This window comes from Capnocytophaga cynodegmi DSM 19736, from assembly GCF_000379185.1.
In the GTDB taxonomy this organism is placed as follows: Bacteria; Bacteroidota; Bacteroidia; order Flavobacteriales; family Flavobacteriaceae; genus Capnocytophaga; species Capnocytophaga cynodegmi.
Window position 1 is genome coordinate 128,630 of record NZ_KB900734.1, and the last position, 20,739, is coordinate 149,368.

11 protein-coding genes are annotated in these 20,739 nt (G+C 35.4%); 5 read left to right on the forward strand and 6 right to left on the reverse strand.

All coding sequences use genetic code 11. The features are described 5' to 3' along the window. Positions 1-41 precede the first annotated feature (41 nt). From YW9_RS0109210 to YW9_RS0109225, 3 genes are all read right to left on the reverse strand, one after another. Positions 42-323 carry a hypothetical protein gene (locus YW9_RS0109210; protein ID WP_018279880.1) on the reverse strand — a complete coding sequence of 94 codons (282 nt, stop codon included), beginning with the start codon at positions 321-323 and terminating at the stop codon, positions 42-44. 22 nt (positions 324-345) lie between these two features. Beyond that, positions 346-1,854: a F0F1 ATP synthase subunit beta gene (gene atpD, locus YW9_RS0109215; protein WP_018279881.1), complete on the reverse strand. Its 1,509-nt coding sequence runs from the start codon at positions 1,852-1,854 to the stop codon at positions 346-348. Positions 1,855-2,126: 272 nt separating this feature from the next. After that, positions 2,127-2,987 carry a hypothetical protein gene (locus tag YW9_RS0109225; protein WP_155848765.1) on the reverse strand — a complete coding sequence of 287 codons (861 nt, stop codon included), beginning with the start codon at positions 2,985-2,987 and terminating at the stop codon, positions 2,127-2,129. A 457-nt stretch (positions 2,988-3,444) separates the two neighbouring features. Between YW9_RS0109225 and thiL the strand changes: the two genes are divergently transcribed. The 4 genes from thiL to YW9_RS0109245 all read left to right on the forward strand — a co-directional run bounded on the left by thiL (position 3,445) and on the right by YW9_RS0109245 (position 11,349). Next, positions 3,445-4,488: a thiamine-phosphate kinase gene (gene thiL / locus YW9_RS0109230; protein WP_018279884.1), complete on the forward strand. Its 1,044-nt coding sequence runs from the start codon at positions 3,445-3,447 to the stop codon at positions 4,486-4,488. A gap of 282 nt (positions 4,489-4,770) precedes the next feature. Further along, a complete protein-coding gene (gene uvrC, locus YW9_RS0109235) occupies positions 4,771-6,567 on the forward strand; it encodes an excinuclease ABC subunit UvrC (RefSeq protein WP_018279885.1) in 1,797 nt (598 codons plus the stop codon). Positions 6,568-6,893: 326 nt separating this feature from the next. Continuing rightward, positions 6,894-9,851, forward strand: a complete 2,958-nt coding sequence (locus YW9_RS0109240) for a SusC/RagA family TonB-linked outer membrane protein (protein WP_026193938.1) — start codon at positions 6,894-6,896, stop codon at positions 9,849-9,851. Between the two features lie 100 nt (positions 9,852-9,951). Then, positions 9,952-11,349: a RagB/SusD family nutrient uptake outer membrane protein gene (locus tag YW9_RS0109245; protein WP_167933632.1), complete on the forward strand. Its 1,398-nt coding sequence runs from the start codon at positions 9,952-9,954 to the stop codon at positions 11,347-11,349. An 86-nt stretch (positions 11,350-11,435) separates the two neighbouring features. Here the strand turns inward: YW9_RS0109245 and YW9_RS0109250 are convergent, their stop codons facing one another. Together YW9_RS0109250 and YW9_RS0109255 are read right to left on the reverse strand one after the other, a co-directional pair. After that, positions 11,436-13,739 (reverse strand): TonB-dependent receptor, encoded by a 2,304-nt coding sequence (locus YW9_RS0109250; protein ID WP_026193939.1) that lies wholly within the window; start codon positions 13,737-13,739, stop codon positions 11,436-11,438. Positions 13,740-13,916: 177 nt separating this feature from the next. Beyond that, positions 13,917-19,382, reverse strand: coding sequence for an alpha-2-macroglobulin family protein (locus tag YW9_RS0109255; protein ID WP_018279889.1), 5,466 nt, complete (start codon positions 19,380-19,382; stop codon positions 13,917-13,919). Positions 19,383-19,526: 144 nt separating this feature from the next. Here YW9_RS0109255 and YW9_RS0109265 point away from each other — a divergent pair, with 144 nt between their 5' ends. Beyond that, positions 19,527-20,240 (forward strand): pyridoxine 5'-phosphate synthase, encoded by a 714-nt coding sequence (locus YW9_RS0109265; protein ID WP_018279891.1) that lies wholly within the window; start codon positions 19,527-19,529, stop codon positions 20,238-20,240. A 45-nt stretch (positions 20,241-20,285) separates the two neighbouring features. Here YW9_RS0109265 and YW9_RS0109270 read toward each other — a convergent pair whose 3' ends face one another. Beyond that, positions 20,286-20,714: a hypothetical protein gene (locus tag YW9_RS0109270; RefSeq protein ID WP_018279892.1), complete on the reverse strand. Its 429-nt coding sequence runs from the start codon at positions 20,712-20,714 to the stop codon at positions 20,286-20,288. Positions 20,715-20,739 lie beyond the last annotated feature (25 nt).

The following is a 20,739-nucleotide window of genomic DNA, read 5'->3' on the forward strand; positions in this document are numbered from 1 at the left end:
TGCAAATTCACAGCTGTTTTCAAATTATAAAATTTAATCTCTTAATCTGCTAATATCGTTGCTCTGTTATTATTAAACTCCAGAGTGCCACCATTGATAGCCAGTAAAAACTCTTTTTTCTTATCCCCTTTCTCAAAACGAGAAGAAACATCTTCCCTTAGATGAATATCCCCGTACAATTTTATGTATCCTTTAGTTAAAACTGAAATGATTGCCGCGTGATTTTCTAACATTTGAAACTCTCCATTAATACCTGGAACAGATATAGCTTCCACTTCTCCTTTGTACAGAATCATCTCAGGGGTAACAATTTCCACTTTCATAAGTTATTCTTTTTTTGAATAATTATTGAGCTTCTGCTAACATTTTCTCACCAGCAGCAATAGCATCTTCAATACTTCCTTTTAAGTTAAAAGCTGCCTCTGGCAAGTGGTCTAACTCCCCATCAATAATCATATTAAAGCCTTTGATAGTGTCTTTAATATCTACCAAAACTCCTGGAATACCTGTAAATTGCTCTGCCACGTGGAACGGTTGCGACAAGAAACGTTGTACACGTCGGGCTCTAGCAACAGCCAATTTGTCTTCTTCTGAAAGCTCTTCCATACCCAAAATCGCGATGATATCTTGCAATTCTTTGTAATGTTGTAGCAATTTTTTTACGCGTTGAGCACATTCGTAATGCTCTTTTCCTAAAATTTCTGGCGTTAAAATTCGTGAAGTAGAATCCAACGGGTCAACAGCAGGATAAATACCTAACTCAGCAATTTTACGAGAAAGTACAGTAGTGGCGTCAAGGTGAGCAAACGTTGTTGCAGGAGCAGGGTCAGTTAAGTCATCAGCAGGAACATAAACCGCTTGTACCGAAGTAATTGAACCTGTTTTTGTTGATGTAATACGCTCTTGCATCGCACCCATTTCAGTAGCCAACGTAGGTTGATAACCCACCGCTGATGGCATACGACCTAACAACGCTGATACCTCAGAACCCGCCTGAGTAAATCGGAAGATATTATCCACGAAGAAAAGCACGTCTTTTCCTTGCCCATCACCTGCTCCATCACGGAAATATTCAGCAATGGTAAGCCCTGAAAGTGCCACACGAGCACGAGCTCCTGGTGGTTCGTTCATCTGACCGAAAACAAACGTAGCTTTTGATTCTTTCATCGCTTGTTTGTCCACTTTGCTCAAGTCCCAACCACCTTTTTCCATAGAGTGCATAAACTCCTCACCATATTTGATGATACCAGACTCTAACATCTCTCTCAAAAGGTCGTTCCCCTCACGAGTACGTTCTCCTACACCTGCAAATACGGAAAGACCTCCGTGTCCTTTCGCAATATTGTTGATAAGTTCCTGAATCAAAACGGTTTTTCCTACACCAGCACCACCAAACAAACCAATTTTTCCTCCTTTGGCATACGGCTCAATAAGGTCGATAACTTTAATTCCGGTGAAAAGCACTTCGGTTGAAGTAGAAAGTTCTTCAAATTTTGGAGCCTCGCGGTGGATAGGTAGTCCGTTAGCTCCATCTTTTGGAAGATTTCCTAACCCATCAATCCCGTCACCGATTACGTTGAATAGGCGTCCGTAAATATCTTTACCAACAGGCATTTGAATAGGATTTCCTGTTGCAATAACTTCAGTGTCACGGCTCAAACCTTCGGTTGAGTCCATCGAAATGGCTCTAACGACATCTTCACCAATGTGCGATTGCACCTCCAATACCAGTTTTGAACCATCTGCTTTAATAATTTCCAATGAATCGTAAATTCGAGGAAGTTCGCTCTCGGAAGCAAATACAACATCTACTACCGGCCCGATTACTTGTGATACTTTACCTTTTTGAGACATTACTTATTATGTTATCTATAATTTTAAAAATTTGACTTTATCAATGCAAATTGTACTGAATTGCATACAATTACCATTGTGGGCAAAGATATATTTTTTATCGAGAATAAAAAAGAAAAAAGTTAATTTTATTTTAAAATCAATTTTTGAAATAACAAATTTCACATAAAAACCTATGAGCAAATTATATACGAAGAAAAAGTTAAATCCCATCAGGATAAAAATATACCAACGGGATTTAACTTATACAGAAAAGCATATTTAGCTCATTACTAATTTTCTATATTCTTATTTCGAGAGACTTCCATACTGTCATAACCACCAGGAACGTAATATCCGTAAAAGCTCACTAAATCAGAATATAATGCTCCCGCAAACTCTGGAAAAATCGTAATTTCAAATTTCCCTGCACCTTTAAAATAAACCCCTGGTCTCTCCTTTTCTCCATAAATATATTGTTTGTAAAGACTCATATCTCCCCACCGATGTGTATATCTTTTACCTAACATAATTCCTGTCATTACTGAATCTACATACCCAGGAATAAAAATTTTGGAGCTTTCGTTATACGTATACAAACCATGAACAATTAAATTATTCCTATCCATATCAGAAAACTTTTTATACGTCCTTTGAATCATAAAATTATACTTTGTGGGAGTAGGATCTACAAGGAACTGGTCAATGAAACGAGCACTTTTTCCTGAGGTATTTGTTAAATCATTATTCAATTGTTTTGAAGCAATGGAATCTCTTCTTTTGAGAATAAACTCAATCGAATTTTCTACTGGATTTTTGTACATCATTTTCCGAAGTAATTCTTCTTCCTCCTCAGTAAGATCAATAAATTCAGCTTCTTCATTGAGATTAATGTATGTCGTATCCTTGTGTGCTTTTATAAAATCCTCGAATTCTCCGATACGGCTGTACATTAAAGCAATTTGATCTTTTGTTAAAGTATCTTGAAGTGTAAGTCTTGCAGGATCCACACCATTCGCTACCATAATTCCTCTAAGCCGCTCCAATAAAGCCCCTCTCTCTTCTTGCTGAGCTATATTCCCCATAACTTCCTTACTACAAGACACTAAGAAAGTAAAAAACAACAACATCATAGATAAAAAAACTTTTCTCATAATAATTCCCTTTTAAAAAATTTAAAAATTTGTTTTTGCACATTTTTTTTGAAGAAGACCCCAACCTGTAGCTCAGTTAAAGAATTTCCTTAATGATATAAATGAAATTTATTTCTTCGTGAAGTGATAAGAAGTATATCCCATAGGCATTTTGTTTTTTGGAATCTACACAAAGTTACAACAATTTATTTGAAACTAGCAAGTATTTTTCAATATTTTATGATTTTTTTATCACTTTATCTTAATACAACACTATTTTTAGTTTCTAAATGAATTTAGAAAACTTTTAGCTTACTTTATTTCAGAACAAACACAATAACAAACTCATTATCAATATAAATAAAATTACAAAGATTTCTATTTTATGAATTTTGTAATCATATTTTTGATATAATTGATTTACTATGTTATCTTTGACCTCAAATTATTTTTACAAAACATTGATTTTACTTAACTTATGATAGAAGACAAAAACCAACAGCGAACGAATTTGAGTGACTTGGGCGAGTTTGGGCTAATTTCGCACCTGACAAAAAACTTTGAAATTAAAAATTCATCTACGTTAAAAGGAGTTGGAGATGATGCTGCTGTAATTGATTTCAAAACAAAAAAAGCTGTTATTTCCACCGATTTACTAATCGAGGGAATTCATTTTGATTTGAGTTATGTTCCTCTGAAACATTTGGGTTACAAATCTGTGGTGGTAAATTTGTCAGACATTTTTGCGATGAATGCAAAAGCCACACAAATTACGGTTTCCATTGCTGTATCCAATCGTTTTCCGCTGGAGGCGTTGGAAGAACTCTACGAAGGCATTCGTCTTGCTTGTGAAATTTACAAAGTAGATTTGGTGGGAGGTGATACAACTTCATCTACACGAGGTCTTATCATCTCAGTTACAGCCATTGGCGAGGCGGAAAGCAAAGAAATCGTATATCGTGATGGAGCTAAAGAAAACGATCTCATTGTAGTTACGGGCGATTTGGGAGGTGCTTATCTTGGGCTACAAGTTTTAGAAAGAGAAAAGGCTGTTTTTCAGGTAAATCCAAACTCTCAACCTGACTTGGATATGTATTCCTATATTATTGAACGTCAGCTTAAACCAGAGGCAAGGAAAGATATTCCTCCTTTGCTCAGAGAATTGGGTGTTCTACCTACATCAATGATGGATATCAGTGATGGTTTATCGTCTGAAATTTTGCATATTTGCGAACAATCTGGAGTGGGTTGCCGTCTCTTTGAAGACAAAATTCCACTTGATCCACAAGTAATTAGCACCTGTGAAGAATTTAATCTGGATAGTACAACCATCGCCCTGAGTGGTGGTGAAGATTACGAGCTTTTGTTTACCATCTCACAGAAAGATTATGACAAAATTAAAGGCAATCCTAATCTTTCAGTTATTGGATACATTACAAACAAAGGACAAGGAAGATATTTAGTAACTTGTTCGGGAGAAGCGGTTGAAATCATCGCAAAAGGCTGGAACGCATTGAAATAAATGATACAAACTGCCCTTTATCTAACATACATTTACTATCGGAAGTTTTTTGTTAAAGGAGATTTACTCGCTGTAAGTCTCCTTCTGGGTGGTGTTTTATTTTCTCTATTCGCTATCTTTCAGAATTATGCAAACTATTACTTTTTGGTATTTATTTTTCTTTTAGGAACTGCTTCTCATCATTTGCAAAGAAGCTTCACAATCAATTTCATAAACACTTGGTAGTTTTTTGATAAATTTCTATACTTTTGTACTCAAAATTTTGATTTTTGACCTACTAAAATGGAACTCTCCACTATTGACATAACGCTACAGACCCTACCCGATTCGCCAGGAATTTATCAATTTTACGATAAAAACAACACCATTTTATATGTAGGAAAGGCAAGAAATCTCAAAAAAAGAGTGTCTTCTTACTTTCAAAAGCAACACGAATCGGGAAAAACACGACTTTTGGTCAAAAAAATAGCCCGAATCGAACATATTGTGGTTGCTACGGAAAGTGATGCACTACTTTTGGAGAATAACCTCATCAAAAAACACCAACCACGATACAATATTTTGTTAAAAGACGACAAAAGTTACCCGTGGATATGTGTCAAGAAAGAACGTTTCCCACGAATTTTCCAAACCCGACGCGTGATTAAAGATGGTTCACTTTATTTCGGTCCCTACACCAGCATAAAAACCGTTCGCACCTTGTTGGAGCTCATCAAAGAATTGTACCCGCTACGAAATTGCTCGTATGATTTATCTATACAGAATATTGAAAATCAAAAATTTAAAGTATGTTTGGAATATCACATCAAAAATTGTAAAGGAGCTTGTGAAGGACTGCAAACCGAAGCCAATTACAACCAAAATATTGCCGAAGTTATTGAAATTCTGAAAGGAAACTTTAAAGATGTTTTAAAACGATTTCGGGCTGAAATGATCACTTTGGCAAACGAATTACGTTTTGAAGAAGCACAGCAAATCAAAGAAAAAATTGATATTTTAGAAAATTATCAAGCAAAATCAACCATCGTAAGCTCAAAAATCAATAATGTTGATGTATTTTCAATAGTTTCAGACGAAGAATTTGGCTACGTAAACTTTTTGCAAGTGGCTTACGGGGCAATTGTTCGGGCTCATACCATCGAAATTAAAAAAAAATTGGAAGAAACCGACCGAGAACTTCTCGAATTAGCCATTGTGGACATTCGGGAACGTTTTTTTTCTAATTCCAAAGAAATTATTGTTCCTTTCGAGGTAACTTTATCCGAAAATTTACACTTAACTATTCCGAAATTGGGAGAAAAACATCAATTATTGGAACTTTCATTACGAAATGCGAAACTTTTCCGACAAGAACGCTTCAAACAAGTAAAAATCACTGACCCTGAACGGCATACCAATCGAATTTTATCACAAATCCAACGCGATTTACATCTTTCTGTGCCTCCCATTCACATTGAATGTTTCGACAACTCTAACATACAGGGAACCAATCCGGTAGCAGCTTGTGTGGTTTTTAAAAATGCGAAGCCGAGTAAAAAGGACTATCGTCATTTTAACATCAAAACGGTAGAAGGACCTAATGATTTTGCCTCGATGGAAGAAGTTGTTTATCGGCGTTACAAGCGTCTGTTGGAAGAGGAACAATCACTGCCTCAACTTATTATCATCGATGGTGGAAAAGGACAACTTTCATCGGCATTAAAGGCTTTGGACGATTTGAATTTGAGGGGAAAAATAGCCATCATCGGGATTGCCAAACGCCTAGAGGAGATTTATTTTCCAGAGGATAGCATTCCGCTGTATTTAGATAAAAAATCGGAAACGTTGAAGATTATCCAACAACTTCGTAATGAAGCACATCGCTTTGGGATTACTTTTCACCGACAGAAGCGAAGCAAGGCTGCTATCGTTTCGGAATTGGATAATATTGAAGGCATTGGAGAAAAAACCAAAGAGACTTTATTGAAGCATTTCAAATCCGTAAAACGTATCCGCGAAGCCAACCTTGAGGAACTTGAAAACATAGCAGGATATCGCGGAAAAAAAGTTTTTGAGTATTTTCATTCTAAATTACCCTGATGTTTTTCACACAAATGATATTATTCTGTTATATTTAGTCACAAAAATATATAAAATCATTGAAACATATTACAAAATATTGATTGTAACAAAAAATATCCTACCTTTGCAACATTGTTATAGAAAATTTTGAATACAAAAACAATTAAAAGAATTTATTATTGAAATTCCATTGAGTTGCGGTTATTCATTACAATATTAAAATTACTTTTTCCTATTTTTTACATTATTTTCTAGTACAAAAATAAGTCAGAGAACCTGAAACAGTGACTCTAAATTTGTAATCAGGATTACCAAAATAATTTAATAACAAAAACAAAATTTCAATGAGAGAAAAAGTTTTAACGTTGTTTGTGTTTTTGATGGGAGTTTTCTCTTACTCATTGTTAGCACAAACTTCATCAGTAAAAGGAGTTGTTACTGATTCAGAGGGAGTTCCTCTTCCTGGAGTGAGTGTTGTTGTTAAGAACAGTAGTCGCGGTATTTCAACAGATTTTGACGGAAATTTTGAAATACGTGCTGAACAAGGAGATGTTCTCGTCTTCAGTTCTTTGGGATTTGCAACACAGGAAAAAACTGTAGGAAAGGACAAATCGAAAACAATGAAAGTAATCCTGCAAGAAGAAGCACAAGCCATTGAAGAAGTGGTGGTAGTAGGATATGGTTCTGGAAGAAAAGTAGGAACTATAGTAGGTTCGGTAGCCAAAGTTGGAGGGAAAGAATTAGCTCAACGACCTTCAGGTAATGCTGTGGATGCTTTACAAGGAAAAGTCGCTGGTTTGCAGATTTTTACATCATCAGGAGAACCATCTGCCCTTTCATCGATAAGATTACACGGTGTTGGATCTTTGGGATCAAGTAGTTCTCCCCTTTTTGTTGTGGATGGAGTTCCTGTTTCTCAAGAAGCTGTACGTTCTCTGAATCAATCTGATTTTGAAAGTGTTTCAATTCTTAAAGATGCCTCAGCAACTTCAATATATGGTTCAAGAGCTGCCAATGGGGTAGTTTATATCACCACTAAGAGAGGAAAAACAGGTAAAGGTGAAATAATGCTCAATACGCAATACGGCTTCTCAAACTTAGCAAACAGAGAATTTTTTGACAATATGATGAATGCTGATGAGTTATCTAAGTTTTGGGTAGAAACTGGATATAGAACACAGAAGCAGGTGGATGAATTACGTGCAAAGTATCCATCAGACACTCGTTGGGACGAGACTTATTTCCAAAAAAATACTCCCACACAACAAGCCGACTTATCTATTTCAGGAGGAACAGATAAAACTCGTTACTACGTTTCAGGAGGGTATTTCAAGCAAAAAGGAATTATGTACCGATCAGGTTTTGAGCGATATACTTTCAGAAGTAATGTTGATACTCGTGTAAATGATTGGATGAAATTAGGAATTAACGCATCTGTTAACTACTATGATTATATAACTAATGCCTATACATCTAATGACCCAAATGGAGGATTATCGTTTTTAGCGCCACCTTTCTATTCACCTATTGATGAAAAAGGACAGCGATATGATTATATTCCTGGATGGAATAGATATCATCCGGAATATTTGGCTGAAAAAAATCCCTCTAATTATACAGGATTAGGAGTTATACCTACTGGTTTTATAGAGATTACGCCAATAAAAAACTTGACTTTCAAGACGCAGGGAGGTTTCGAGTTTACAAATGGTATCTATAGCTTTAATCGATTACCATCTTATGCTGGAGATCCTAAAAATGGTATAGCTCGCAGACGATCATCTCGTGATTTGAGAAAAACTCTAACCAATACGTTAGAATATAAATTTGATTTATCTAAAAATCACTTTATGGTACTACTAGGACACGAGGTAGTTAGTCAGGACGATCGCTCATTCCAAGCTGAAGGAAGAAAACTGATTGATGATAATTTGTTACTATTAAGGCACTCTACTACTGATAAAGAAATTACAGAAAATAGGTCTTTCAATATTACCGAATCCATATTTGGGCGTATAGAATACGATTATGATAGAAAGTACTTCTTTGACTTTTCATTACGTAGAGATGGGTCTTCCAAATTTAGCCCTAACAACAAATATGGAACTTTCTGGGCAGTTGGAGCAATGTGGAAGATGAAAAAAGAAAAATTCTTATCTGATATATCAGCTATAAATAATTTAGACTTAAAATTTAGTGCTGGTACTTCTGGTAACTCTGCCATTGGAGACTACACTCATCAGGCTCTTACATCAGCGAATCAATATGGAGGAAGTACATCTTGGGCTATAAGAGCTGCAGGAAATCCAAACCTTACTTGGGAAAATCAAGCTAAATACACTTTGAGTGTTGATGCTAGTTTGTTTAATAGAGCTTCATTAAGTTTAGAATTTTACAACAGAATTACTACAGATATGTTGATGGATATCCCAACAGCCTACACAACTGGTTTTTCTTCCATAAAACAAAATGTTGGAAAACTGCAAAACTTAGGTTTAGGGATGTCTCTTTCTGTTGATGTTTACAAAAATAAGTCGCATAAGGCTCATTTTAGCCCATATGTAACATTTAGTTATAATCGTGAAAAAGTATTGGAAATATTCCAAAATAGGGAAAGTTGGTATCGTTCGGGATACGGATATGGATATGTTGTAGGTCAACCAGTGAAATTTTTCTATCCTGTATTTAAAGGAATTAATTCAGAAAATGGAAATCCAGAGTGGTATCTTCCAAGTGAAAACATTGCTGAAGAAACTCGTGATGAAGCTAGAGTAGCAAATAGCTTTAATTCTGAAAGATTAACGCAAAATACAGGAATTAATAGATATGCTCCAATTAATGGTGGTTTTGGCTTCTCAGCAGCCTACAAAGCCTTATCATTACAGGTGGATTTTTCTTTCTCTCAAGGCAAATATTTGATTAATAATGATCGATATTTTTCTGAAAATCCAACGAGTTTCCAAGGATATAACCAAAGTAAGGTTGTGCAAGATTACTGGAAAAAGCCAGGTGATCAGTCTCGCTTTCCTAAGTGGGGAACAAGATTCACAGAGTTCGATACCCGACTTTTGGAAGACGCTTCTTTCATTCGTATGAAGAATGTTACCTTAGCGTATACACTTCCGAACGAAATACTTAAACAAGTAGGTTTCTTCAATGAAATTCGCTTTTATACCACAGGAAGAAACTTGCTTACTTGGACGAAATATACAGGTCCAGACCCTGAGATAGACTCAAATCGTGCTTTAGGGGCAAACCCCAACACAAGACAGTACGTTTTTGGCGTAGAAGTTAAATTTTAAATTCAAAACAATGAAATTATTTAATAAATTACACATACTAATAATAGGATTAGCTACTTTTACAAGTTGTGAAAGTTTAGATCAAGACCCTTATGAAGACTTGTCTACAAAATTAGCTTTTAAATCTGTAGAAAATGCAGAATACTGGCGTAATGGGTTTTATCGTAGTCTTAGAAGAGTTAGTTACGGAGATATAATGTTGCTTCCTGATGTTCAGTCCGATCTACTAAATGCAACTCTAAATTATGGAAATCGTAAAGGAGACTTACAAAATTGGAGTTTTAGAACAAATGATTCCTATATTTCTTCTGTGTGGAGTAACAGGTACTCTGTTTTGAATGATATTAACATATGTATTGAAAAATTCCCTACAATTCCTGTATCCTCCGATAAAGAAAAGGATAAACTTAATCGATTTTTGGGTGAAGCATATGCACTTAGAGCATACTATTTTTTCCAATTAACTGAACGTTTTAGCCCTAAGTATGACGTTTCAAATAAATCTACTGCCAACTTAGGAATACCTTTAGTTACAACTTTTGACATAACTTTACTACCTCCTAGAGCTACTCTAGAAGAAACATACAACCAAATTGAATCAGACATAGATAAAGCAGAGAAGTTATTGGAAAGAGCAGAAGGTGTTAAAGGCTCTAATTTCTTCACTTTAGATGCAGTAAAGGCACTGAAGGCACGTGTAGCTCTCACAAAAGGGGATTATGCAAAGGCTTATGTAGAAGCAAAAGCTATTGTAGATGCAGGAAAATACCCCCTAGTGAGTACTCAGGAAGCACTACAAAAAATGTGGCATAATGACGAAACTGATGAGACTATTGTTCAATTATTTTCCTCAAAACCTGATGAATTGCCATTATTGATGAGAGATTATTTAGTTTACGAAGCTAAAACAAAAAAATACAAACCAGATTATGTTCCTTCTAAATGGGTTGTGGATTTGTACGATGCATCAGATATAAGAAAATCTGTATACTTTAAGAATTTAACAATTGAAACACCAACTGGAAAAGATTATGATGTTACATTGGTATACAAATACCCTGGTAATCCTAATCTGTATTCTGGTTCCCCTTTGGAATATCACTCTCCAAAAATATTTAGAACAGCCGAATTGTATCTAATTGCTTCTGAAGCTGCCTATAAAAATGGAGATGAAGTAAATGCGGTTAAATACTTAAATGATTTGAGACAATCACGAGGACTCTCTGATGTAAAATCTTCTGGTATTAATTTATTCAACGATATAAAAGAAGAAAGACTCAGGGAATTAGCTTTTGAGGGAACTCGACTTAATGATTTAAAACGATGGGAAGAAGGTGTAAAACGTCATAGCCCCCAAGGAACTGAATATTTAGTGGTAAGTCCTAAAGACCAATACTACGAACTTGATAAACCTGCCAATGATTATCGCTTTACATGGCCTATTCCAAACCACGAAATGACAGTAAATCCAAATTTAAAACAAAATGAAGGTTACTAGCTAAAACTGAAAAACCGAGTTGAAATTCAACTCGGTTTTTTTTCAAAAAGGTAGAGAAGTTTTTCACCTCTCATATAAAACTAAAACTATATCCTAATTTTCAAACCAGCAAAAAGCGTTCGAGGAAGTGAAGGACCATAAATGTAAGTTGGGTCACGGTCGATGCCTTTATCAAAGTCTTTTTGGTAATCGTTAAATAAGTTTTTAACACCTGCACTCACTTCCATTGTAAAGAACTTATCAAATCTGAATTCGTAAGAAGTGTTAAGCCCAAAATCAAACATATTTGGTGTAGTTAAAAGCTCGTTTTTGCCCTCGTGTAATGTTTCCATTGAGCCTGTAAACACGGTTGTTAAATTGATAGTCCACTCATCTTTAGGCTTATAGGTTGCTGTCAAATTTCCGTATGCATTTGGCGAACGCAAAAGTTTGTCTGTCTCTGCAAGAACTTTTCCATTTTCATCTTCTGCCACTACTTGATTTTTGTCGTATTTTGAACTTTGGAAAGTAGCTCCCAATTGGAAAGCAAATTTTGGATTAGGGCTATATTTAAACTCTAAATTCACACCTTTTACAGTAGCTTTATCTCCATTTTGTTTCTCCTTGATATCTAATTCTTTTTCCTTACCAATAGAAGTATACACAAACGGATTGTGCAATCCAGTATAGAATCCTTCAATCATCGCAACAATTTGATGATCTTCGTGTGAGTGGTTGTACTCCAATGAAGCTGTAAAACTATCTGATGTTTCTTTCTTCAAATCTGGGGCTAACTGTACTCGGCGAACTTCTCCTGTGATTAATTCAGAATGAACATCTTCAGAATAAAATAAAGGAGCTCTGAATCCACGAGCGTACGAAGCTCTGGCAATTACTTCATCAGTTACGTTGTGCAACAAACTCGCTCTTGGATTAATTGCTGTTACTGATTTTTTTAACAGATTGGAGTTAATATTATCCAAACGCAAACCTGCCAAAACTTTAAAATTTGGAAGAATTTTCCAATCAGCTTGTGTGTACAATCCAAATATTTTTTGGTCTTGATTTACCGCAAGGATATCGGGATTACGTCTGGTTTCTGAAATATCATCGAACTTATATTCCGTTCCTGATGTCCATTGAATGCTTCCTTCTCCTACATAGATTTGAGCTGTGTGCTGTCCTCCAACTACCCAAATACTTTCACGAGTAACACCATAATTCAACGCCTCAACATCGTGAGTATTATTCTCAGTATCAAAGGCTCCGTAATAGTTATTTGCTTTGGTTCGTTGTCCACTAGCAAATACTGAAAATTTATGATTGTATGAAGGAGATAAATAATCATAGTTGATATTTCCTCCTACCATATCCGTACGGATGGATTCTGCAATATCTGCCAAATGTTCTGGAAGATCGAACTTATTACCTCCTCTACGATTTTCATTACCTACATTTAGCTCTCCTTCTAATTTTTTACGAGAATCAAATTCATTGAAAAATTTTGCTCCAACGTTGATATTTCTCAGTCTTGTAAGCTCTGAAAGGTCATCGCCATTAGCATCATAAGACTCACGAATACGATTCATTCCATAGAAAGAAATACCTCTTGTAAGATTTTCATTTACAATTGAGCCGTTGAACGATGATACGATATCTTCAGATTTTCCACCTATTAAAGCGGCTGAAACACCTGCTTGGGCTTCGTTTTTGGTTGGATTTTTAGTAATCACATTGATAGTTCCCGCAATGGCATTGGCACCAAATAAAGCTGAACCTCCTCCACGAATAACCTCAATTCGGTCAATCATACTTGCTGGAATTTGCTCCAATCCATATACACCATTCAATGAACCAAAAATAGGACGACTATCAATCAAAATTTGAGAATACGCTCCTCCTAAACCATTGATTCTCACTTGTGAAAAACCACAATTTTGGCAATTCACTTCAGTCCTTAAACCAGGTTGAAAAACAAGTCCCTCCATAAGGGTTGTTGCCCTTACATTTACCAAATCTTTTTGTCCTGTAACACTTACCAAAACTGGAGCCTCTTTTCTGTTCAATGCTGTTTTAGTAGCTGTTACTACCACTTCATCTATTCCCAAAACATCTTCTTTCAACTCGAAATTTCTTTCGATAATTTCACCTGATTTGATAGCAACTTTCTCTGTAACAGTAACAAACCCCAATGAAGAAATTCTTAAATTATAATTCCCTTCAGGAACATTTATTTCAAAATTTCCTTTTCTGTCAGAAATTACCCATTTCTTGTGATTTTTATTCTCCAAAACTACAGAAATTAACTCCAAAGGATTTCCGTCAGAAGAAATGTTTCCTTTTAAAGTTCCGTTTTGAGCAAAAGCCTTTATTCCCAAAAACAACAGGAATACAAATAAATAATTTTTCATAAAAATATTTGATTAAATTTTATTGAATAATTTTTTTCGGCAAATCTAAAAAATATATTCTACATACGAAAATATTGATTGACTAATTTTATTCTCATACAAATATGACACTGAATTTCAATAAAAAAGCTGAGAATACCTCTCAGCTTTTAGAAAAATTGAAAATCAATCCGTATTTTATTCTCCTCGGTACACTTCAACCCATTTCCCTTCAGTTCGGGTGTTATAACGATTGTTATACATCGCCTCAGCAAAAGTTCCTGGAAGATAATAGCGTCCTGCGTAGGAAGCATTTAACTTTAATTTTATAACTTTTACTTGGTTACCTTTCAATGGGAAATAAAAATTAGCTCTATCATCTCTGAAATCTGTATAATCAATGTATGAACTTTGTTCTGTATCTCCGTAATCTGTAAAGCGTGTATTGATAATTTCCCAACCCGACGGAATAATTTGTGTCAGAGCCACATTTTCAACAGGTTCGTTCGTTAAATTTTTGACCTCAATCGAAGCAATCAGTTCCGTACTCTGACGCAATTGACTCACATCAACCCAATTACCATTTTTATCTCGATATGTGGTTGTAATAGCCAATCCATTTTGCATTGGTAATTCTTTTCCTATAGGCAGTACACCACTTGAAATCAATCGTGCATAAAGCGTTTGTTTTGAAGTATTTTTAACTTGTAACAACTCCTTATCTCCTTTAACAGGTAATTCAACAGAAGCCATCGGTTCATCTGACTTAATATTTTCCGTTTTTCCTCTCAATGAATATGACGCTGAGAACGATTTCCCGCTTTTGTTGATTTCAACATATTTAGCCATTGCATAAAGAGCATACGCCGTAGTTTGTGTACTCATCCAATCGGAAGATGAAAGCCTATTAGCAATCTCTAAAGCCCAACGTGCAGCATCTTCTTTCTTACCAATTAGAAGCGCTGTTTCCAAAGCCATCGCCTTATTACGAACCTCGGAGCCATAGTAATAATAGTTGTCATAATCATCGTCAACTGCAACTGACTGGAACAGATTATTTGCGGTTTGCTTTTGTCCTGCAATTGCATAAGAAGCTGCCAATAAGCGTTTTGCATTAGATGAAATATCCTTAGTTTCACGTAATCGGTTCATTGCCCCCATATTAGGCTCTCCAGCCAGAGCCAATGTGTATAGGCGATATGCTTGAGCAAAATCATTTTGATATTGAGGCTCATAACGCCACTGACGAGCTTCATTATTTTGATAATCTAACCAATTTTGTTTACTACCTGATGGAAGCACATATCCTTTTTTCTCCGCAGAAATAAAGAAATGACCAATGTAAGAAGTTGCCCAATCATCAGCATAACTATTTCCTTTCCAGTAGGCAAATCCTCCATTAGGAAGTTGATTTTCGTGAAGTTTGCTAATAGCCGTAGTTACATTTCGTTGTACACTTTCTGCTTTTTCAGGCGTTAGGTTAATAAAATCAGATAAAAACAATTGCGGAAAAGCTCCAGAGGTAATCTGCTCACCACAACCGTGAGGATATGAAATTAAGTAACTCAACCTCTGATGTAAATTTACACCTGGGAAACTCGAAATTTCCAGCACAGTTTTAGCATTTTCACCAAAAACAGAGGCATTCAAACTCTGTGTACTACCTTCTGTAAGTACAGCATTTTGAACAAAATAAGTAACAGGATTTGGGTTGTACACATCCATTTCCACCTCATAGGTAGCCTTTTCACCACCCGAAACTGCTGTAATTTTTACCTTCCCGATACCCGTTTGTTGTGCAACTTCTAACTCAAAATAAGCCATTTTTTCACCCGCCGAATCAAATTGTAACGATTGTGATTTATTACCAACTATCTTGAAATGAGCATTCGTTTCCACAGAAATAGTCGCATTTCGGACACTTTTCTCCATAGCAAAAACCGTAACTGGAAGCGTAATTCTCTCACCTGGAACGGCTTTTCTTGGTAAAGAACCTAACAACGATAATGGGCTCACAACGGGAATATCCTTCTTCTCTGCACTTCCGAATGCGTTTTTAGCAACATCAGAAGCTACAACCATCACCCTTGCTGACCCTATATAATTTGGAATTTCAACATCGTGAACGTTTGTATTACCTTTCTTCAAGTTATATGGACCTTTAACAATTACAAAAGGTTTAAAACGATTTGCTTTTTGAGCATCAGCTCCTCCTAAATCTTCATCTCCTCCTATACTGAATGCCTGATTTACAGTACCTCCATAAGCTCCAATAACATCATTGTAAATATCCCAAGTCTTTACTCCCAAAGCTGTTTTTGAGAAAAACTTATTCCAAGGATTTGGCGTTTTGAATCGGGTTAAATTCAGTAATCCATCTTCTACAATTGCCAAAGTGTACGTCATTGGTTTACCGGACTTTTCACTGATTTTAACAGTCGTTTTTTGTTTAGGACGTAACACATCAGCCATCTGAATTACAGGATTCAACTGAGTTTCCTTGTCCACTACCGAAATTGGTAACACGCCATATAATCGTATTGGAGCATCATTTATCGAATTAGCGTGGGGCTGAAGTAAAGTCACGTACAAGTATACATTGGGAGCCATTTTTTCTGTAATAGGAATTTCATAACTGGTTTCAGCCGATTTGGTTTCTACCCAGTATGTTTCCAAAACATCATTGCCATTTTCTACAGAAATTAAAGCTCTTCCGCCCTCATCAGAAGGGAATGATATTTTCGCTTTTTCTCCTACATTGTATTCTTTCTTGTTGCTTCCTAATGAGAGCATTATGGCTTCCTCACTTGATGCTTTTCTTGATTTTCCTGACCAACTACCCCAATCGAAATAGACTGTAGTTCCACTTTTGTGACCACTTTGCTCATCTGAAAGTAATATAAAGTATCTTCCCCAATCTTCATCAGGAATTTTTAAATCGAATTTCGCTTTACCTCTTCCATCAGTTTCAATCACTTTTGTTGTATAAATCGCATTACTACTTGAACTATTGTAAGTTGAAATATTTTGATTAGAAGCATCCCACCACCAATTCCAACCTACTTTGTAAACGGTAACTGAGACGTTTTGCCCACGCAAAGGTTCTCCATTTTCGGAAAGAGTAGCTACCTCAAAAATGTGATTTTCTTCTGTATTGTAATAGTCGTACTTGTTGGCTTCTGGCAATCTTAATCCTACATAACTCTCATAAGGTGAGAAGGATGCTGTAGTCACATCTGTACTAAAATCCCCTCCACTTTCGTTGGCTTGTGTAAGGAAATTCACTCGCAACATTCCAGGAGCTTGTAATTCATTGGCTTTAAAATAAAAATTAGTTTTTCCTCGACTATCAGTTCGTCCTTCGTATACAGAAATTTCCTGGTTTTCAAACTGATAGGCTTCATTATTAAAAATATATTTTTCATACCCTTTGAAAGCCGTTTCCTTTGGATAGAATTTTGCCTTAACACTCACTTGTGTGTTCCCTGCAGGTGAGCCGTGCAACCAGAGTACTTGCAAGTTAGCATTAGCTCCATTGGCTGAAATTAGCTTTTCGTTCAAGCTATTTTCGATCTTCAATCTATTAGGTTTGATGGTTTCTATTTTTATTGATTTATGGAATTTTGCTGCTCCTGCCGAAATACTCACATTCCAATTTCCCGTTGGGGCTTCAGGTGATGTTTTCAATCCAAAAACGTAGTGATTTACAGGATTACTACTCTGTACACGTTCTGCAATTACTTTTCCATAAGGATCTGTAAATTTGAGCTTTATAGGTAATTTTTCAGGCAACTTTTGAGCAAAATCATTCAAAACAAATCCCACGTGAATACTATCACCTGGACGCCAAACACCTCTTTCCGCGTAGATAAATCCATTCAACCCTTTTTGCAAACGCAATCCATCTACATCATATTTACTAACCGATTGAGGAGCTGCATCATCCATCTTTACATATGTGGTATTGTTATCTTTTTTGACCTTTGCAAAAAATGCTCTGTTCGAAATATCAAACTTAACAATTCCATCGCCATCTGTTTTACCTTCTTGTATTTTTTGTTGCTGATAATCAAAAACTTCTACAACAGCACCACTTACAGGCTCTGTATTTAAAATATTATTAACAACTACTACGAAATTATTGTTTTGTCCTTTCTTAACAATCACTCCCAAATCACTAGCTAAAACATTAGTTCCCAAAGTTTTATTATAAAAATAATCGTCACAAGGATTATCACTGCTTCCCCAGTAATAGTAGTCTTCTTCATAATCTTCTGGCTCATTTTCAAGAGGTTCTTCTTCAAAAGATAAATCAAGAGGTTCATTCTCTGAGCCACAAGCATAAAGGGAATAATTTTTCTTCATTGTGAATTCTACTCGATAAATAGCCCCTGGCTCTGGCGTGATAACTGATGATAAATCAAGCGAATATGTATTCCATTCTTTCAATGGTGAAAGTGCATTTTCAGAAAGCTGAATTACCTTTTTAGCAATAGGTTTCCCAACTCTTTGCAATCCGTAATTTGAACCTAAACTATTTTCCTGCAAAAACTGAAGAATATTATTTTCATAAATACGATAAACAACAGCGTTTACAGCTCTTAAATTAATCGCTTGAAAATGAATTTTTAAGTTCTGAGAACTTGGTAAAATTGTTCCATTTTTTACAAGTCGGATTTCGGGTTTTTGTTGTAAAAAACTAATATCAAACGTTTTAGAATCACCAATGCGTTTGCCATAAACACTACGTATCCCCTGATTAACAAATACCTGAAAATCACCCTCATCAGAGGCTTCACGGAAAACTTTTAGAACGTTTCCGTTTACACTGTATTTTAATTCTGTGTCTGTATTACTGAGATTTACCAATCCGTTGAAATTCTGATTTTTTTCAAGAGGTTCCGAAAAATTAATGGTAAACGATTGATTTGATGAACTTTCCGTTTTTGCAGAAATAGCTTTAAAAGTACCCTTTTCAGGAATTAAAGTTGAAAAAGGGAGTAAATTTTCGGAAGGTACATCGTTTGCATTCCACGAAACTTGCAATGTTTGCTCATTATCCAAGCGTGGAATACTATCAAAAACAATAGAAAATTTATTGCTACTACTCTGAGAAAGAAATTTTACAGCTATTTTCTTATTTCCCAGCTTTGCAGAAATTATTTTTTTTGCTTTTTCATATGATATTTTATCGCTGGAAAGCAACTCCGCATTCAAAAAATACAAATTTTCATTGTATGATTGCAAATCTCCTTCTTTGATTTTGTAACCTTGTTGTAAAGTTTTTATCGAAAAATTAAATATTTCCAATCCTTCAGAAACTGAAAATAACTTCTTGAGATTGAATGAAACTTTGTATTCAGTATCTTGTTCCAGACGTTTTTCAGGAATAAATTCTACTTCATAAGGATTCAAGCAAATTACTTTTCCTTTTACTTTCGGAGAAACTTCAAACAAATCCAAGTCATTGATTTTAGCTATCTTTTCTTGAGAAATAGCTTCATTAAAAAGTAACTTGAAACTGGTTTCAGCAGAAACAATTCCACTGGTAAATCCTGATATATAGTCCTTGTACAACAGCGGATTACTATTGAAAATAGCCGTATCTTTTTTACACGCAAATAACGTTAAAAGAGCAGCTAAAAATAAAATTACTTTCCTCATAATCTATATGCTTATTTTGAATGGGTAAAGATACAAAAAGTACAAAAAATTATCATTTTATTTCAAAAAATAATTTTTCAGTATAATCATCTTTTATTTTTGTTACGGAAATCTTATCTTTGTGGTAAATAATCAAATTTTGAGATGACAAAACTAAGTGTAAATATTAACAAAATCGCCACTCTTCGAAATTCCCGTGGGGGAAATGTTCCCAACTTATTAAAAGTGGCTACTGATGTACAAAAATTTGGAGCAGAAGGAATTACAATTCACCCTCGCCCTGATGAACGACACATTCGTTACCAAGATGCTTTTGATTTGCTAAATGTTGTAGTTACAGAATACAATATTGAAGGGAATCCAATTCCAAAGTTTATGGATTTAGTGCTGAAAGTGAAGCCTACACAAGTAACGCTTGTTCCTGATGCTGATGACGCTATTACCTCCAATGCTGGTTGGGACACCATCAAACACAAAACATATTTGACGGAAATAATTGCCGAATTTAAGCGTAATGGCATACGAACCTCATTATTCGTTGACCCTGTGGAAGCAATGGTAACAGCTGCCGCTGAAACAGGAACGGACCGCGTAGAACTTTATACAGAAAGTTATGCGACCGAATACGAACAAGGAAACAAAAAAGGAATTGAGCCGTACGTAAAAGCAGCTTTGGAAGCTCAAAAAGTAGGTTTGGGACTTAATGCAGGACACGATTTGAGTTTGGAAAACATCAAATTCTTTAAAGAAAATATCCCAAATTTGCTGGAAGTATCAATCGGACACGCACTCATCAGTGAGTCACTTTATTTGGGACTGGAAAACGTAGTCAATTTATATTTGAATAAACTCAAATAAAACAAAAACTCCAAATTGATTTTACAATTTGGAGTTTTTTATATCTTAGAACCAATTTTGCCAAGGTATTCTTGACAAGAAACATATCAAACCTAAGGCATAGAAAATGGCTATTTTTCCAAAAGCACGATTATCCGTAGGCTGTTTTTTGTGTAATGACCAACCAATGGTAATGAGTGCAACACCAATAACAATCATTAAAGGATGTTCCAAAAGCAATTTACGTAAATAAGAATCTCTCATAACTCCACCTGCTTTCCAAGCATTAAACAAAGGAGAAGTTACATAAAGAATTACACCTATAAGTAATTGAATATGTGAAAAAATAAGTGCGTAAAGACCTAATCTTAAATCTTTTGCCGTATATTTTCTCTTACCAAAAAAGCCAATGATTGCGTTTACTGTTGCTGCAAGAAGCACCAAAAGTACTGCATAAGCAAACCAAGAATGAAGCTGAAGAATTGTACTGTACATAATGAATTATTTAGTTCGGGCAAAT

Coding starts and splice junctions, on each gene's coding strand:
- YW9_RS0109210 (WP_018279880.1), bottom strand. CDS start 323: ATGAAAGTGGAAATTGTTACCCCTGAGATGATTCTGTACAAAGGAGAA.
- atpD (WP_018279881.1), bottom strand. CDS start 1,854: ATGTCTCAAAAAGGTAAAGTATCACAAGTAATCGGGCCGGTAGTAGAT.
- YW9_RS0109225 (WP_155848765.1), bottom strand. CDS start 2,987: ATGAGAAAAGTTTTTTTATCTATGATGTTGTTGTTTTTTACTTTCTTA.
- thiL (WP_018279884.1), top strand. CDS start 3,445: ATGATAGAAGACAAAAACCAACAGCGAACGAATTTGAGTGACTTGGGC.
- uvrC (WP_018279885.1), top strand. CDS start 4,771: ATGGAACTCTCCACTATTGACATAACGCTACAGACCCTACCCGATTCG.
- YW9_RS0109240 (WP_026193938.1), top strand. CDS start 6,894: ATGAGAGAAAAAGTTTTAACGTTGTTTGTGTTTTTGATGGGAGTTTTC.
- YW9_RS0109250 (WP_026193939.1), bottom strand. CDS start 13,739: ATGAAAAATTATTTATTTGTATTCCTGTTGTTTTTGGGAATAAAGGCT.
- YW9_RS0109255 (WP_018279889.1), bottom strand. CDS start 19,382: ATGAGGAAAGTAATTTTATTTTTAGCTGCTCTTTTAACGTTATTTGCG.
- YW9_RS0109265 (WP_018279891.1), top strand. CDS start 19,527: ATGACAAAACTAAGTGTAAATATTAACAAAATCGCCACTCTTCGAAAT.
- YW9_RS0109270 (WP_018279892.1), bottom strand. CDS start 20,714: ATGTACAGTACAATTCTTCAGCTTCATTCTTGGTTTGCTTATGCAGTA.